We start from the raw sequence: 15,530 nt of genomic DNA on the forward strand, positions 1-15,530 counted from the left end.
AACGCTGTTATAACCGGCGCAGCTTTGCTGCGTCCGGCGCCAACGGCGCGAAGTTAATAACCTTGTTAGGCATTCTCAGTTTAAAGCCCATAGTACCCTTTAACAGCACTTTTAATTACATCCGTTGCCACCGATATTCCAACCTTCCATGTTCCATCTTCTGCTTTTTTAAGATTATTTAGCAGCCATTGCTTCGCCCTAGCTCCCAATGGTTCGTCTTTGGAGCTAGGCGATTCAGATTTGACAATTTCAGATAATTCTTTTGCTGAATCTTTTGAAATTCCCGAATCTTCTAGGGATTTTTTGAACGCTTCGGGATTCCCTTGAATGGCCTTTACTTCAATATTTGCACCTGCCCCTGAATTTGATATCTCAGTGTAATTACCATAAATTGTTTGATTGATAATTTTGGACACTTGCCCCTCGTCGATATTTTCAGTGCTTTGTGGCCCCAATACTATTTCGGCAGCTGCTGGTATGGCTTTTTCAAGCTCAATAGTAAGTTCCAGTGCTCGACTTTTTACTTCATTTTGAATTTGAACCAATGAACTTCTAGATATTGTTCCTCGGATGTCATTGCATGCATAGTCTTCGTATATCTTGCCTTGCAATAGCAATATCAAGTTGGAGCAATCTAGACCAAGTGAGCCAGACTCTTGTGCGCCCCTAACCAAATCATCGATGGCTGCGATTCCTTCCCTAACTCTATGATTAGTCCAATGCTCACCAGCGTGTTTTTCTACGAGCGCAGTCGGTATCGGAGCATTATTAATTCCTGAGTTAAAAGGCCCACTAAATGTACCTTTAAAAGATACACCTACCACCCTGTACTCTGGTAATTCAACAACCTTAGGGTACCCTGACATTTCATGCTTTACCCAATCACCGAGTATGTCACTTCCCAATCTGGCAGCAAGCAAGCGAAGTTTTAATAGAACACTACCGAGATTCGGTTCATCAGATATTAGAGATGCTTGAATTTCTCTCAACAGGCTCAACGTTTTCTCCTTGATGCCTAACAGCTTATTACTCAGACTTCATAGTAACACCCGTTTCCTCTGGAAAACCATATTCTGTGTTTTCAGAGGAAAAAACATAAAATCTCACCTCACGCACAAAACGGAAAACGAAATACAGGTAGTCATTCATCTTTGCAAGATTAACCAGAGTAATCCCTGTAGGTACCGAGTACGCGAAATTATCGACTCACCTCTGTAAAATATTAAAAACCAGCTTACCGTTAGAAAACGGGCTTATGTCGCTCTGCATTGCGATTTGTGGCAATCCAGCGCCAGTGCTAACTCTCTGCCGCTGGCGCCTTTTCAACCGGCTTTAAATCCTCGTCACTGGACAGCAAAACAGCAAGCCAGCGGCTTTCTTCGCGGGATTCAAGGGCAATTTTTACAATCATGGTAAGCGGCACCGACAACAGCATGCCCACACTGCCCAGCAACCAACCCCAGAATATCAAAGATAGGAAAACCACCAGCGTGGATAAACCTAAACCACGGCCCATAAAACGCGGCTCAATCACATTCCCCATTACGGTGTTTATAACTACGTACCCCAGGGCCACTAAACCGGCTTCACCCGCACCAAATTGCACCAGAGCCATCAGCACCGCTGGAACGGCAGCAATGATAGAGCCAATATTGGGTATGTAGTTAAACAGAAAAGCCAGCACTGCCCACAATAAGAAGTGATCAACACCTAAAATGTACAACCAGATGCCCGCCAGTAAACCGGTGAACAAACTGATCACGGTTTTAATGGCAAGATAGCTGTTAACCGATTGAATAAACCGGTCGATGTGATGCATTTTCATGTTGGGATCGGCCAGGGCCACGTGTAACCGGCGCGGCATGCTCTCCGCTTCAAACAGCATAAAGATAACGGTTAGCAAGATGAGAAACAGATTCGACAACACACCGCCCATTCCACTTAAAAAATTGGTGGCCATCGACATGGCCATCCCCGGATCCAAATAAGACACAATAAGGTCTTTGTCTACGTGGATATTAAACGTTTGCAGCTGCGCCACCACCCAGGCAAATTCACCCGACAGTTTTTCCCGGTACTGGGGCATATTTTCTTTGAATTCGCTCATTGACTGGCCCACTAATCCAGCCAGCATAAAACCAAAAATCACGATCAACAGTATAACTAAGGTAATAGATAACCAGCGGGGTACCCGGTAACGGGCCAGCCAGTTAATTAAAGGGCCGCACGCTATGGCAATAAAGCCAGAAAGAAAAAACGGCACCATAATGGTACTCGCTGCTTTGATGCCGGCAAAAATAACAATTAAGCTGGCGAAAATAAGCAAGGCTTTAGCGGTAGGCGATTGAATAGGCATAGTTTTATTCTGGTCCGTGAAACAAAGGACCACGCTACCAGATTTACTACTTTTTAGGTAGTCCTTGCTCGCAGCATTCAACAGGAGCATTCATGCACATTTTAATTACCGGTGGCACCGGTTTGATCGGGCGTCATTTAATTCAGGCACTGACCAAAAAATCACAGCCTGCTAACGCTATTACTGTGCTTAGTCGCGATGTTGCAAAAGCAACCTCTGCGTTACCAGGCCATATTAACGCAGTAAGGTCGCTGGATGTGTTCGAGAACTTTGATCAATTCGATGCAGTAATAAATCTGGCGGGCGAGCCAATAGCCGATAAACGCTGGACAGAGCAACAAAAAGCCCGCATTTGTAACAGCCGTTGGGAAATAACCCAGCAAGTAGTCAATAAAATTCAGGCATCGCAACATCCCCCACACACGTTTATATCTGGCTCGGCGATTGGCTATTACGGCAGACAAGGCAATACGCCCGTTACCGAAGCGCATGCCAACGTACATAACGAGTTTACCCATCAGGTCTGTGAAAAATGGGAACGTATTGCCCTTCAGGCTGCAACAAAAACCCGGGTTTGTTTGCTGAGAACGGGTGTAGTGCTGTCGGATGACGGCGGAGCACTTAGCAAAATGCGCTTACCGTTTTCTTTAGGGTTGGGCGGTCCTATTGGCTCTGGTAAACAGGTAATGTCGTGGATCCACATTAAGGATATGGTGGCAGCGATTGTGTTTTTACTTGAACGCCCGCAGTGTGAAGGTGCATTCAACCTCACTGCCCCTTCGCCTGTCACCAATCGTGAATTTGTGAAAGCATACGCCGCTTCACTGGGCCGGCCGGCCATCTTTCCCATGCCTGCATTTGCGTTAAGGTTAATGATGGGTGAAGCGGCAGACCTATTATTAACCGGACAACGCGTTATCCCGCAAAAATTGAGGGATGCAGGGTTTCAGTTTACGTACTCCGACATACAGTCGGCCTTTGCTGATTTAACGTAAACGGAGGTACCTTACCCCAACATAATCACTTTCAAAGTGCGTTAATTCAGGCTATGTTGTTGCAAAAATTTCAAGGAGGAATTTATGCCTGCTATGTCCCACAGCCGCTGGTTTAAGCGGATTGCCGTACTATGTAGTTTTGTATTCATTCATGGTGCTGGTTACGCGTCTGCGTTGCCGGACTTTCCGTTTGTTACGGTACAAGGTACAGCCAGCAAGGAACTTCCGCCCGATCGCGCAGACGTGTCATTCACCATTGAAACCTTCGATGAGAAAGCAGAAACGGCAGATCGTATTCTGGCAGACACAACGGTAGCAGTGCTGAACGTACTATCGACGCTGAACATCCCGGACAGCGCCATCACTGCCTTTGAAATCAGTAAATACACTAAACGTGAACGTGGAGACAATTATCAGGATCTGGCGATACTGGGTTATGAGATGTCCCGCAATTTCACGGTAGAGCTGGACAATATTGATAATTACGCGCCGCTGTTTGAGGCACTCATGAAAATGCAAAATGTGGCCGATGTTGACAGCCATTTTTCAGTTTCCAATGCCGATGAAATAACGCTGTCACTCATATCAGCCGCCGCCGCGAATGCAAAAGCCAAGGCCCACACCATGGCGGCCGGACTCGATGTAAAATTAGGAAAGGTGTTTGCGTTTAATGATTCAGGCTCGTTTGACAACTTTTTTGCCAGCTTTGGGGTTGAGCAACGTTATAGTCTCGAAGCCTTCGAGGTGAGCGCCACTCGTACTCGACTACAAAGCACTACGGTTTTTATACCCCAAACTATCGAACTGTCGAAAACCGTAAATGTGATTTACCGCATTGAGCCCTAATTAACGGCCTGAATTCTCAGCGTTGTTAAACCGGTTTTGAGTACCCGGGCTGTTTAAACAACAGTTCGGGTTTGCCTTCAATTTCCGGCTCGTACACCACACTGCCCCAGTCGTCTGGCTGAATGTCTTCAATGGCTACCGACACCGACGCTTCCGACGATCCCAATACATCCTGCAGGCACTGCGACAACGCATCCGCCAATTGTTGCTTTTGCTGTTGGCTCTTCCCTGGCCACATTTGCACTTTAATGTGAGGCATAGACTAAGTCCTTTAAAAATCATGTTTTTATGATATTGTCATAAAATTCTATTTAAGTAATGAAGTTTCTTTCAATATCACTATGACTTCTACGCCAAGTGTCAGACAACCACGCCAAAGCCGAAGCAAAGCTTCCCAGGAAAAAATATTCAAGGGCGCAATAAAACTGCTAACCGAGCGCGGCCCAGAAGAATTTACGCTTCAGGAATTAAGTAAACGCACTAAAGTGTCTGTTGGCTCTATATATTATCGTTTTGAAAATAAAGAAATTTTATTATCGGAACTACAAAAGCGCGAATACCAGAAAATGTGGGATCAATTATCGCTGGCCATCGAATCCGTTGCACAGCGCTGTAAGTGTCTAACCGACATTCTGGAAAATGCCAACCGGACGTACGCAGAGCATTTACGTGACAACGCACCGTTGATCCGCGCATTTATGAAAATAGCGTTAACCGACAAAAGTATCTCAACCACCGGCACCAAGATTTATCATCAAAGCCAGGCGCTCTACGAAAACCTGATTTTAACGCATGCCAACGAAATTCAGCGCGAACAGCAGGAAAAAGCGGTTCACTCCTGCTTCCGCATCTTACACGTATCCATTGCCCGCTATCTGGGTTTTGGTAGTCTTGAGCCCATTACCGACGGACTCAGCTGGGAAGAAATACTCAGTGAAATCGCTGAGATTCAGCAATATTACCTGTTATCACCCACGCTTGCTCGTTAACGCTCATGAGTCATATCGTGAGCATTGCTGTAGTCATTTGAATTGGCATTATTGAATAGACAATAAGCTATCGATTACGTAAATACGAGTTATCAGCAAAAAGTGATATACCCGTTAGAGTGAGTCGGTTAGCCTTGGTATATTCAATCAAACGCCAATTCTAATTATGCAAAAACGACTCACCACTTCAGTAATGGCAGCACTGTTTCTAAATGGCTGCTCCCAGGCCCCGGCGCCAACAACCAGCCAGGTTTTAATAAGCAGCCGCTCTATACCTGTGATTGAGCAAGGCGGATTAACCTTTCGCGATCTCAACAGCGACGGTTTATTAACACCTTATGAAGACTGGCGTTTATCGCCCGAGGCCCGTGCAGACGATTTAGTTGCTCGTATGACGCTGGAAGAGAAAGCAGGCCAAATGGTGCATGGCACCCTGCCCGGCTTACAAGGCTTTGCGGGATTTTCTTCGGTAGGTTATGACATCGATGTCTTAACAGCACCGGTGCTCGAACGCAACATATCAACCTTTATTAGCCGCCTCTCTATGGCACCTGCCGACATTGCCGTGCAGAACAATTTGGTGCAGCAACTGGCAGAACAAACCCGGCTTGGCATCCCGGTGAGTATTAGTACCGATCCCAGAAACCATTTTCAGTATGTAGTAGGCGCAAGCTCCGCCAGCAATGGTTTTACCCAGTGGCCGGAATACATTGGCTTTGGCGCACTGGATAACCCGGCCATTACCGAAGCGTTTGCCCGTCAAACCGCAAAAGAATACCGTGCAGTGGGCTTTCACATTGCTCTGTCGCCTCAGGCTGATTTAGCTACAGAGCCACGTTGGCCGCGCATTAATGCAACCTTTGGTTCTGATCCACAAAAAGTCAGCCAGCATGTGGCCGCTACCGTTACCGGCATGCAGGGCAGTAATAAGGGTTTAACGTCGGACGGCGTATTAACCGTAGTGAAACACTGGGTGGGCTATGGTGCTGCAGTGGATGGTTTTGATGCGCACAGCTATTACGGCCGTTACGCCGATGTAGCCAACGAACAGGCCTTTGCCCAGCACATTGCCGCCTTTGACGGCGCGTTTACCGCCCATACCGGCGCCATTATGCCCGCCTACCCTATTTTGCAGCACGCCAGTGTAAATGGGGAAGCCGTTCCACCAGTGGCCCCTTCGTTTAATCACATGTTACTTAACGATGTACTACGTGGCACCTATCAGTTTAACGGTGTGTTAATTTCTGACTGGGGCGTCACCAACGATTGCAGTGACGAGTGCAAAGCGCCTACCCGACGTCAGGGCCCGGGCGAAATTGCTATGCCCTGGGGTGTTGAGGATATTTCTCAGTACGAACGCTTTGTGATGGGGATCCGCGCGGGTATCGATCAGTTTGGTGGCACTGAATCGGTAGAGCCGATCGTTCAGGCGGTACAGCTAGGTGATTTAACCTTAGAGCGTATCGATGAATCAGTAAAACGGGTGCTGATCACCAAGTTTGCCCAGGGCTTGTTCGACAATCCCTACGTAGACGTTGATACCGTGGCCAGTGTCGTTGGCCAACCTGCAATATTGCAGCAGGCTCACGAAGCGCAGGCTGCGTCTCAAGTGGTGCTTAAAAATAACAGCAAGTTGCTACCATTTAACTTTGCAGCCAAAAAAGTGTTTGCCCCCGGCATGTCGGCCGAAGCGATTTCAAACACAGGCGCGGTGCTGGTTGACACGCCAGAAGAAGCCGATTTAGCCATTATTCGTACCACCACGCCTAGCGAAAAACTGCACCCACTGTATTTCTTTGGGGCCATGCAGAATGAAGGTCGGCTGAATTTTGTGGAGTCTGACGAAGCAATGAAAGCGTTGTTGAGCCTACCAGAGCAATTGCCGGTAGTACTGGCGGTGTTTCTGGAGCGTCCGGCCATTTTAACGGAGATAGCACCACTGTCTGATGCCATTGTGGCAAACTTTGGTGCCAGCGACAGCGCCCTGCTGGCCGTGTTAAGCGGCGACATCACACCGCAAGGTAGCCTGCCCTATGCACTGCCTTCCAGCATGAGTGCAGTAGAAGCGCAATCGCCTGCCTTACCCAACGACAGCGCTAATCCGCTGTATCCGGCAGGCTTTTCGTTACTCTACGCAAAGTAATACTGAGTTGGCCCTTCGTGGCCCTTTGCGGCGCTTTGTGGCCCTTTGTGGCCCTTTACGGATCATGCAAAGGGCCATGACGGGAAGTTAAATCTTATTTTGTTTTAACTGGCTGGCAGCAAAGGTAGCCGCTCTGGCCGTTAACGCCATATAGGTAAGAGACGGGTTCTGACACGCCGACGATGCCATTGCTGCGCCATCGGTTATAAACAGGTTATCGATATCGTGAGCCTGGTTATAGGCATTAAGCACAGACGAGGTTTTGTCTTTACCCATTCTCGCGCCACCCATTTCATGAATCGCTGAGCCGCCCGGATTAGGCCGGTCTGAACCAAACAACACTTTTCCACCGGCTTTCGACACCATTGCAGCAGCCTCTTCCTTAGCAGCACGCAACAGTTTGTGCTCGTTTTCACCAAAGGCAAAATCAATGCGCAATTGCGGCAAGCCGTCGGCATCCTTGTTGTGCCAATCCAGGGTGATTGCGTTGCGTTCGACCGGTAAACACTCGGCAAAGGTGGTCAGAACAAATTTCCAGTCGCCGGGGCCACGCAAATCCTGTTTAAAGGCTTCGCCTAAACCGGCTTGTTTAGTGCCTCTCGACCAACTTGGCCGGTATGCCCCGCCCTGATACGAAAAGCCGCGCAGGTAGGATTCAGATTGCTCCGTTAGATTCACAAACCTTGGGATCACAATACCCGTAGGCCGGTTACCATAGTAATAGTGCTTTTCAAAACCCGGCATAATCGACGCAACACCCAGTGTAGAGGCGTGATCCATAATGTACTTGCCAAGGGTGCCACTGTGATTAGCCAGACCGTTGGGAAAGGATTCACTTACCGAGCGTTGCAGCAACGCCACTGTGTTAAATGCCCCGGCACATAAAAACACCATGCGCGCGCGGTATTGTTCACGTTGCTTGGTTTCCCGGTTTATTACATTAACGCCAGTGACTTTTTTATGCGTAGCGTCATACTCAACGGTATCCACCACGGCATCGGTTTTGAGGGTTAAGCGGCCCGTTGCCATGGCAGCCGGTAACGTAGAACTTTGGGTACTGAAATACGCTCCGAAAGAACAGCCTCTGCCACAGATATTGCGGCGCTGACAGGCTACCCTGCCTTCGCTTAACTTCGCTTCGGTTAAGTTCGCGGTGCGGCCAATGGTCAGGCAACGATCCGGATAATGCGCGGCAATTTGCTCACGCATATACTGCTCTACCGGCGTTAACGCCATGGGCGGCTGAAACTGCCCGTCAGGTAATTGCGGCAGATTCTCACTGGCCCCTGACACCCCAATGAACGCTTCTACTTCGTCGTACCAGGGCGCAACATCGGCGTAGCGAATCGGCCAGTCAGTGCCATGACCATCTTTACCATTGGCAGCAAAATCGGTATCGCTCCAGCGATAACACTGCCTGCCCCACATAATTGAGCGGCCACCCAAATGATAACCCCGGTACCAGTTAAACGCCGTATCACCAGCGGTTTGATAGGGATGTTCAGTGTCATTTACCCAGTAGTCCTGCGTCCATTCATCCAGGTGCCCGTTGTGCTGCTGAACGGATTTATGACTGTCCAGATAACGCTTATCACCTTTACCCCGAAAGGGTAATTCCCAGGGCGCTTTCATTTCATTTTTATAGTCCTGGCGATGGCTAACATTGCGCCCCCGCTCCAGTAACAATACGCGTAAGCCATGTTCGCATAAGGTTTTGGCTGCCCAGCCACCGGTTATCCCTGAGCCCACTACAATGGCATCGTAGGTTTGCTTACTCATCCGAATTTTACTCCTGTCCAGTCGCTGGAAAATGCACGTGTGGTATTATCGCAAGGCACATCGGCATCAAACCGGCCGGGCACCAGCACGTAGCGAAGCTCCTGGCTGCCGCCAACCTCTGAGGTGTAATAGCCCGTCACAATAAGTGTTTTAATGGCTTTCCACAGCATTGGCGCATCGCCCAGGTGGTTCACCGGCGTGCGGCTAAAGGCCGCGTCATCAATGGTGGTTAGCAGTGATAATTGCTGTTGTGGGTTAAGCGCTAAAAAGTCTTTCCCGGCCAACAACGCCAGCGCCTTTTTGAAGTCAGCCAGCGCTGTTGCCGGGCAGTTTGCCAGCCCGTGTTCAATTGCCGTTATCACAAATGCAGGCACGCCTGCTTTGCGAGCGCCGGGCGTGTCGGTATCGGGCAATGTGATATCGCAAAGCGTATTCAGTAACGGCGACTCGGGCGTGGCTTTTACCGCGGCCCATACCTGTTGTGGCACCACGCTTATGCCCGCTGCGACAAGCATGGCCCCCAGAACAGCCCGGCGTTGATTATTTATTAAATCAGCCATGCAGTGCCTCCTTTGCAGGCATATTGTCGGGTACATCACTGGTCATTGAGGCAGAAAGCCGCTTGGCATTTAACAGCCACATTGGCAACGCTACAATAAACAGCCCTACCACCAGCATGGTTACGGCACTGCTTGAAGTAAACGTATCAATAGTGGTGAGCACCAACGGCGTGGCAAAGTTTGCCAGGGTATACACCAACCACCAGAAACCAGAATAAGAGCCGCTGAATTGTACCGGTGCAACATGCAGCACAAACGTGAGAGCCACCACCAGCATTAAGCCGCCACCGGCTTGCTGTATGATCACAGCAGCAGTTACCGTTGCGGTATCCGACGCGATCCCAAGTAATATTAAGCCAGCACCCATCAAGGCCATTGCAAGCGCCAGTGCTTTACCAAACGCCCAGCGTTTTACCAGTCGCGCCAGTACAGCCCCAACCGGTGAGCCAAAAATCAATCCCATCGACATGATTTGCCCCACCACGGCGGGTGAGCCTTGTCCTAACTCCTGCAAGACAAAAGACAACTTAACCGGCACTGCATAAAACGCCAAAGAGCCGGGTATAGCCAGTGCCACCAGCAGCAACATGGTGTTAAGCGGAATAACGCTTCTCGCAGATGAAGAGGGTGAAGAGGCCTGAGTGACAGGTGCGGCTGGCGATCCTGAAGCGCTGCCGGTATTAGCCGGTTCATACAACACTGCCGCGGCAGCAATGAATACCAAAAAGCTCAAACCGTATAAAGCAAAGGTGTAATGCCAATCGATACGACTAACCTGCCCCACAGCAAACAATAACGCGGCACCAATTAAGGGCAGCGCTATATTTTGATAGGCAATCCACTTTTGGCGTTCGTCGCCGTTAAAATACGCTGCAGTGAGCACCATACTCCCGGTAATGATGCCGGCTTCAGCCACACCCAGTAATAAGCGGCTCGCCAACATACCGTACAATGAATCCACCAGCATGGGAGCAGCGCCCATCAGACCGTAAAAGGCCAGTGAACCTACCAGTACTTTTTTACCCCCTACCCGATTGGCCAGTTTACCGGCAATCGGCGAACACAATGCCAGGCACAGTGCAGGCGCGGTTAATAACAAAGGCACCAGAACCCGCGCATAAGACTGCCCGCTAAAATGCTGAAACAGTGTGCCAACAATAGGCGAAATCAACACGGGTCCCAGCATGATAAATACCGGCACAAATAGCAGCACAATGCCCTGTGGCCGGTTGTGATTTCCTGTAACCATAAAACAATTCCTCATATAAACGCGTAAAGGCCGCCTGTTCAGGCAGCCTTACTATTGAGTTTAAGCAGGTTAGAAGCTGTAGCTGGCCCGTAAGCCAATGTTTCTGACCGAGTTAAAGCCCCAGCTCTGCACAACTGAAGCAGTGCCATACACCGCGCTGTCACCCGCATCAATTCCTGTTGCTGCCGGTACTTTTTCGTCGGTGCAGTTTTTACAATACAGGGTGAGATCCCAGCCACTATCCAAACGTACACCAATGTTCAAACCAAACTGATCCACATTGCCAACACGTGTTTGAGGCGCGTTGGAAATCAGGTAGTTGATTGGATCGCGATGGTAATAGTTGAACGTAACAAAGCCATAACCGTCGATTGGCAGGTCAAACTCGTAGGTTGCCGATGTAGTAGAGGTAAACTTCGCTGCGGTTGGCGGGGTTAATCCGGCCGCATCAAAGGTGCCGTTTTCGCTACAATTTGGCTGCTGCGGATAACAAGCTGCGCCAGGGAAACTGTCGAACGACGAATCCATCACTGTTGCCGAGGCATTAATGGTGAGAGATTCAACCGGCATCGCCGTAATACTCAACTCCACCCCGTCAGAACTCAGGCTGGCTGCGTTCTGGATCACTGACTGACTAATGGTGGCGTCAAACGACTGTACCTGATAGTCGTCGAACTGCTGGCTAAACGCCGTTGCGTTGACAATCAGGTGATTGTCGAGCCACATGGTTTTCGCGCCAATTTCGTAGTTATCCACCACCTCAGGCTGAATAAAGATGTCGGTTTGTTCTGCTGAAGGCGTATCGGTATAACCCGGGCCTTTGTAACCACGTGAATACGAAACGTAGAACATTTTGTCTGCGTCGTACTGATATTGCACCGACAGCTTGCCCGACACGTTATCTGCTGAGTTTGTCTCTTCACGCAACGCAGGTGTGCCTATGCGACTGAAGAAGTTATAGCGCTGGAAGTTCGCCAAATCGATGTAGATTTCATCGTAGGTATAGCGCAGGCCTGCGGTAACAGTTACATCATCGCTTACCAAAAAGTCGAACTGACCAAACACTGCCGTGCTGTTGGTGTCCATACTCATTACCCGATCAGCGCCCAGGAAGTAGTCGTTGCTTATGCTGCACATACCACCTTGGGTAAGGTCTGCTCCCACGCAGAACGGAAAATTGGGTTGCAGGAAGCCAGGCAACAAACCGTCACCGGCTAAGAACGTATCCTGAAACTGTTCTGAGTGAAAGTAGTATAAACCCACCTGCCCGCGTACCGATTCGAAGTCCATTGCCAAACGAATTTCGTTACTGAACTGGTCGTATTCACTGTCGGTGAAGTTAATATTCAGCTCGTTAGACGCCATGTTGTCGTCGGTGCTTTGCAGCAACTCGTAATAGCGCCAGGCCATAATATTCGACAATTCATAGTTGTCGTTGATGGCATAGGTAAGTTTTGCCATTAACCCGCCCATTTCAACGTCGCGATAATTGTCGCCATCGGCACCGTATTCCAGGTTTTCCTTACCGGGAGTCACTCCATCCGCTGCAACATAGTTTGCTTTACCGCTGCCTTCGCCCAGTGAACGGAAAGTGCGGTCAAAGTTACCCGCCACGCCCGATTCCTTGTTGGTATCGGCAATGATATACAGGCTCAGATCATCGCTCAGTTCGTTCAGATATTTTATCTTTACGCCGTAGTCATCGGTAGTTTCGTCCATCTTGGGATCGCCAACGACTTTAATAGCACGGGCCACCGGATCTTCTGACGCATAATGGGCATTAATGCGAATAGCAGATGTGTCAGACAAAGGCAGGTTATACATCCCCCGGGTGATGATGCTGGCGCCATCTTTGGGCGTGGTGTCGCGTAACTGGTATTCCACATCGACTTTCCCTTCGGCAAAACCCAGTTGAGGTTTCGCAGTGGTGATATTCACCAAACCCGCCGAGGCATTTTTACCAAACAACAGCCCTTGTGGGCCGCTCAATACTTCGATTTGTGAAATATCATTGAACACTGCGCCCATCAAAAAGCGACGGCCCAGGTTAACTTCGTCGAAGGCAACCGCCACACTGGAATCCAGTGCAGTAGAGAATGCCAGGGTTCCCGCGCCGCGAATCGACATAGAGTTGTCTTCACCAATCTGAAAGCTCGGCGCATTAAGACTCATCTGGTAAACGTCAGACACGTTCTTACGCTCCAGATCCACGGGCGATATCGCCGTCACGCTTACCGGTACTTCCTGCAAGTTTTCAACACGGCGCTGGGCGGTTACCTGAATCACTTCCAGACCAGATGATGCTTCTGCTGTATCCTGCTCAGAAAGTTGCTGCGCCAGAACGGCCGGAGAAGCCAATAATGACGCAACAACAAGGGCACTCTTTTTAAAGGCAAATTTTCTCATAATAGTGTTATTACTCAGTTATTTAGAGAACAATATAAAACTTGAACTAGCATTCGAGTTTTAAGTTAACTCCAAAAAAAAGCTGGGGTCAGTCAGCTGTTTAACGTTGGTTGCGCAAAGCATACACTTCGCAACAATGTTACACAAACTATAACTTTTATTAACATTACTGGTTAAGTGAATATTTTTCATACATACCATCTAAACGCTGAATACCTGTTAAACCAACTATCCGTTACTTTAATAAATTACGCAGTAGCGCGTGTTGACGACGCACCTGGTCACGACCGCGGTATGGCTCACGACGACCTTCGTATTCACTGGACAGCCAGCCTTTCCAACCCGCGTTTTGCAATGTTTCTACAATGGACTGCCAAGGAATATGTAAGTCATTCAATTGATCGTCAATTTCAAAAAACTTGGTTTGAATAAAGTAAACATGCTGAAGGATTTCCTGTAAATCCGCCATCGGCACGTTTAATGGTTCCAGGAATGGAGGACGCTTACCGCCTTTTACCTCGATACCTTCATGGCCATCATCACAAGGCGCTGTCTGGAATATCCCGGTGTCGATCATCAATTTAAATTTTGACGACTTATGGGTATTAATAAACTCAATGTAGTCCTGAGTCACTTTGTGTTTGATTGGCGTTGGGCTGTGGATTTCCGGACAAATCACAATATCCAGTTCTTCGGCCAAATCCAGTGAGCGCAATACGGATTCCTGCCAGATTGGATGCGGATCCAGCTCCATGGTGGTAACACCAAATTTGGGCCTGATTGACGTGAAGCCCAGCGACTTAGCCAGTTGCAAATCATGGCGAATTTGCGCAGTGCCTTGTTCTACAGTGAGATCGCTGGTTTGCCACATGGCAGTGTCTACCCAGGTACCCAGATTGGTTGGCGTAAGCTGATATTTTTCCAGTAAGCCAAACCACTCATCCCGCCAGGCATTCGAGGGCGTCGGATACCCCGGTATGTTACCTTCGGCCAGCATTTCAATGCCTGTGGCACCCATGTCAGCAATATCCGCCATCACATCTTCCAGGGTCATCAGTGTATACATATCACCGGTATAACTGTAAGTCGACACGCTTAGCTGCGGGCCGGTTAGTACACCACTGTTCACCACCACGATTTTGGCACTGGCTCTGAACGGAGAGCGACAAAACGGTCCCGGAATATAGGGGCGGCGAATGTACACACACACCTGTAAATCGTAAATACCATTTAGCAAAGGCGCATCTACGGGAATAGTTACGGTAGCCAGCTCGTCAAGTTGCCAGCGCGCAGATGTGCTGCTAAGAACTTCCTGTAGTGAATAGGTTTGTCCTTGCAGCGTCCATTGAGCCGCTTCACAAGGATAGGATTTACCATTCAGGGTAACATCAATGCCATCGATAAGGCTGGCTTGAACGCCCCGGTAATTGGGGTTTCGCAGTTGAAACTGAAAGCCGGGTTGGCCGTTTTCCAGTACTACGTTCTTCGCGTCCCTGCTCTGAATAATCGATCGTTCAATCATAGATTTCCTCGCAATAAAAAAGCAGGCCTGCCGGAAATCCAACATGCCTGCAAAGGGTTAAACGGGTTTGTTAAATGGGCTTGGCTAACGCTATTGCTGAGTCACGCATAATGGCTGTGTGCTCTTCTTTATCGCCGCCTTCAATTTCAATTTCTGCCAGACGACCCGAGTTCTCCACCACCATTTTGCAGCGTTCATAACGGCGCGCCTGAAAGCCTTGCAGCGCTTCATCAAGCGTTGCTTTGTTAGCCACTTCATCAGCCAGCACCAGCGCATCTTCAATACCAATGCAGGCACCACTGGCAAGGTGCGGCGTAGTGGCATGTACAGTGTCACCAATCAACACGATACGGCCTTTGTACCAGGGCGCAGGCATCATTACGCGCTCCAGTGGGCGGTAGTGAATAAGACAATCTTTATTCAGCATACCCGACAAGGTTTGCACCATAGGCGCAGGGAAGCCCTTAAGCAGACCTTGTAGTTCTTCAATGAAGGTGTCAGGCTCACGAAAATCATTTTGCGCACGGTTCTCTGTAACGAACATGTACATTTGATCTTTCGACATGGGGTTCACACCCGCTTTAATATGCTGACTCACCCACATCATGGTATTTTCCACTTCAGGTAAGCGTGGCAGTACAGCACGCCATACGCCCTGCCCAATGTATTTGGGGGCGGCAGCATC

At 49.1% G+C, this 15,530-nt stretch carries 13 protein-coding genes; 4 read left to right on the forward strand and 9 right to left on the reverse strand.

Annotation, left to right across the window (positions count from 1 at the left end; genetic code table 11):
* Positions 1-80 precede the first annotated feature (80 nt).
* Both ACLR2L_RS08575 and ACLR2L_RS08580 read right to left on the reverse strand, forming a co-directional pair.
* Positions 81-998: a hypothetical protein gene (locus ACLR2L_RS08575; RefSeq protein ID WP_413367416.1), complete on the reverse strand. Its 918-nt coding sequence runs from the start codon at positions 996-998 to the stop codon at positions 81-83.
* Positions 999-1,297: 299 nt separating this feature from the next.
* A complete protein-coding gene (locus ACLR2L_RS08580; RefSeq protein WP_413367418.1) occupies positions 1,298-2,356 on the reverse strand; it encodes an AI-2E family transporter in 1,059 nt (352 codons plus the stop codon).
* A 92-nt stretch (positions 2,357-2,448) separates the two neighbouring features.
* On the opposite strand from ACLR2L_RS08580, the gene ACLR2L_RS08585 reads away from it, so the two are divergent.
* Both ACLR2L_RS08585 and ACLR2L_RS08590 read left to right on the forward strand, forming a co-directional pair.
* Positions 2,449-3,351, forward strand: coding sequence for a TIGR01777 family oxidoreductase (locus ACLR2L_RS08585; RefSeq protein WP_413367420.1), 903 nt, complete (start codon positions 2,449-2,451; stop codon positions 3,349-3,351).
* A gap of 84 nt (positions 3,352-3,435) precedes the next feature.
* Complete coding sequence (locus ACLR2L_RS08590; RefSeq protein WP_413367422.1) at positions 3,436-4,197, forward strand: SIMPL domain-containing protein; 762 nt, start codon at positions 3,436-3,438, stop codon at positions 4,195-4,197.
* A gap of 25 nt (positions 4,198-4,222) precedes the next feature.
* Here the strand turns inward: ACLR2L_RS08590 and ACLR2L_RS08595 are convergent, their stop codons facing one another.
* Positions 4,223-4,456 carry a tautomerase family protein gene (locus ACLR2L_RS08595; protein ID WP_140960104.1) on the reverse strand — a complete coding sequence of 78 codons (234 nt, stop codon included), beginning with the start codon at positions 4,454-4,456 and terminating at the stop codon, positions 4,223-4,225.
* Between the two features lie 82 nt (positions 4,457-4,538).
* Here ACLR2L_RS08595 and ACLR2L_RS08600 point away from each other — a divergent pair, with 82 nt between their 5' ends.
* Positions 4,539-5,186: a TetR/AcrR family transcriptional regulator gene (locus ACLR2L_RS08600; protein WP_413367424.1), complete on the forward strand. Its 648-nt coding sequence runs from the start codon at positions 4,539-4,541 to the stop codon at positions 5,184-5,186.
* Positions 5,187-5,352: 166 nt separating this feature from the next.
* Positions 5,353-7,329, forward strand: coding sequence for a glycoside hydrolase family 3 protein (locus ACLR2L_RS08605; RefSeq protein ID WP_413367426.1), 1,977 nt, complete (start codon positions 5,353-5,355; stop codon positions 7,327-7,329).
* Positions 7,330-7,416: 87 nt separating this feature from the next.
* On the opposite strand, the gene ACLR2L_RS08610 is transcribed toward ACLR2L_RS08605, so the two are convergent.
* The 6 genes from ACLR2L_RS08610 to ACLR2L_RS08635 form a co-directional block, all read right to left on the reverse strand.
* Complete coding sequence (locus tag ACLR2L_RS08610; RefSeq protein ID WP_413367428.1) at positions 7,417-9,108, reverse strand: GMC oxidoreductase; 1,692 nt, start codon at positions 9,106-9,108, stop codon at positions 7,417-7,419.
* On the reverse strand, positions 9,105-9,668 hold the full coding sequence (locus ACLR2L_RS08615; RefSeq protein WP_413367430.1) for a gluconate 2-dehydrogenase subunit 3 family protein: 564 nt from the start codon (positions 9,666-9,668) through the stop codon (positions 9,105-9,107). Before ACLR2L_RS08615 ends, ACLR2L_RS08610 begins: the two co-directional genes overlap by 4 nt.
* Positions 9,661-10,917 carry an MFS transporter gene (locus tag ACLR2L_RS08620; RefSeq protein ID WP_413367432.1) on the reverse strand — a complete coding sequence of 419 codons (1,257 nt, stop codon included), beginning with the start codon at positions 10,915-10,917 and terminating at the stop codon, positions 9,661-9,663. Before ACLR2L_RS08620 ends, ACLR2L_RS08615 begins: the two co-directional genes overlap by 8 nt.
* A gap of 69 nt (positions 10,918-10,986) precedes the next feature.
* Positions 10,987-13,323 carry a TonB-dependent receptor gene (locus ACLR2L_RS08625; RefSeq protein WP_413367434.1) on the reverse strand — a complete coding sequence of 779 codons (2,337 nt, stop codon included), beginning with the start codon at positions 13,321-13,323 and terminating at the stop codon, positions 10,987-10,989.
* Positions 13,324-13,558: 235 nt separating this feature from the next.
* Complete coding sequence (locus tag ACLR2L_RS08630; RefSeq protein ID WP_413367436.1) at positions 13,559-14,845, reverse strand: DUF6379 domain-containing protein; 1,287 nt, start codon at positions 14,843-14,845, stop codon at positions 13,559-13,561.
* A gap of 70 nt (positions 14,846-14,915) precedes the next feature.
* A partial coding sequence (locus ACLR2L_RS08635; protein WP_413367438.1) for an FAD-dependent monooxygenase occupies positions 14,916-15,530 on the reverse strand: 615 nt, incomplete at its 5' end.

Source organism: Alteromonas sp. AMM-1, assembly GCF_047290655.1.
Taxonomy (GTDB): domain Bacteria; phylum Pseudomonadota; class Gammaproteobacteria; order Enterobacterales; family Alteromonadaceae; genus Alteromonas; species Alteromonas mangrovi.

What these genes read in the sequence shown, in the direction of transcription:
- ACLR2L_RS08615 (WP_413367430.1), bottom strand. Translation starts at nt 9,668, where the DNA reads ATGGCTGATTTAATAAATAATCAACGCCGGGCTGTTCTGGGGGCCATG.
- ACLR2L_RS08630 (WP_413367436.1), bottom strand. Translation starts at nt 14,845, where the DNA reads ATGATTGAACGATCGATTATTCAGAGCAGGGACGCGAAGAACGTAGTA.
- ACLR2L_RS08595 (WP_140960104.1), bottom strand. Translation starts at nt 4,456, where the DNA reads ATGCCTCACATTAAAGTGCAAATGTGGCCAGGGAAGAGCCAACAGCAA.
- ACLR2L_RS08610 (WP_413367428.1), bottom strand. Translation starts at nt 9,108, where the DNA reads ATGAGTAAGCAAACCTACGATGCCATTGTAGTGGGCTCAGGGATAACC.
- ACLR2L_RS08600 (WP_413367424.1), top strand. Translation starts at nt 4,539, where the DNA reads ATGACTTCTACGCCAAGTGTCAGACAACCACGCCAAAGCCGAAGCAAA.
- ACLR2L_RS08605 (WP_413367426.1), top strand. Translation starts at nt 5,353, where the DNA reads ATGCAAAAACGACTCACCACTTCAGTAATGGCAGCACTGTTTCTAAAT.
- ACLR2L_RS08585 (WP_413367420.1), top strand. Translation starts at nt 2,449, where the DNA reads ATGCACATTTTAATTACCGGTGGCACCGGTTTGATCGGGCGTCATTTA.
- ACLR2L_RS08620 (WP_413367432.1), bottom strand. Translation starts at nt 10,917, where the DNA reads ATGGTTACAGGAAATCACAACCGGCCACAGGGCATTGTGCTGCTATTT.
- ACLR2L_RS08625 (WP_413367434.1), bottom strand. Translation starts at nt 13,323, where the DNA reads ATGAGAAAATTTGCCTTTAAAAAGAGTGCCCTTGTTGTTGCGTCATTA.
- ACLR2L_RS08590 (WP_413367422.1), top strand. Translation starts at nt 3,436, where the DNA reads ATGCCTGCTATGTCCCACAGCCGCTGGTTTAAGCGGATTGCCGTACTA.
- ACLR2L_RS08580 (WP_413367418.1), bottom strand. Translation starts at nt 2,356, where the DNA reads ATGCCTATTCAATCGCCTACCGCTAAAGCCTTGCTTATTTTCGCCAGC.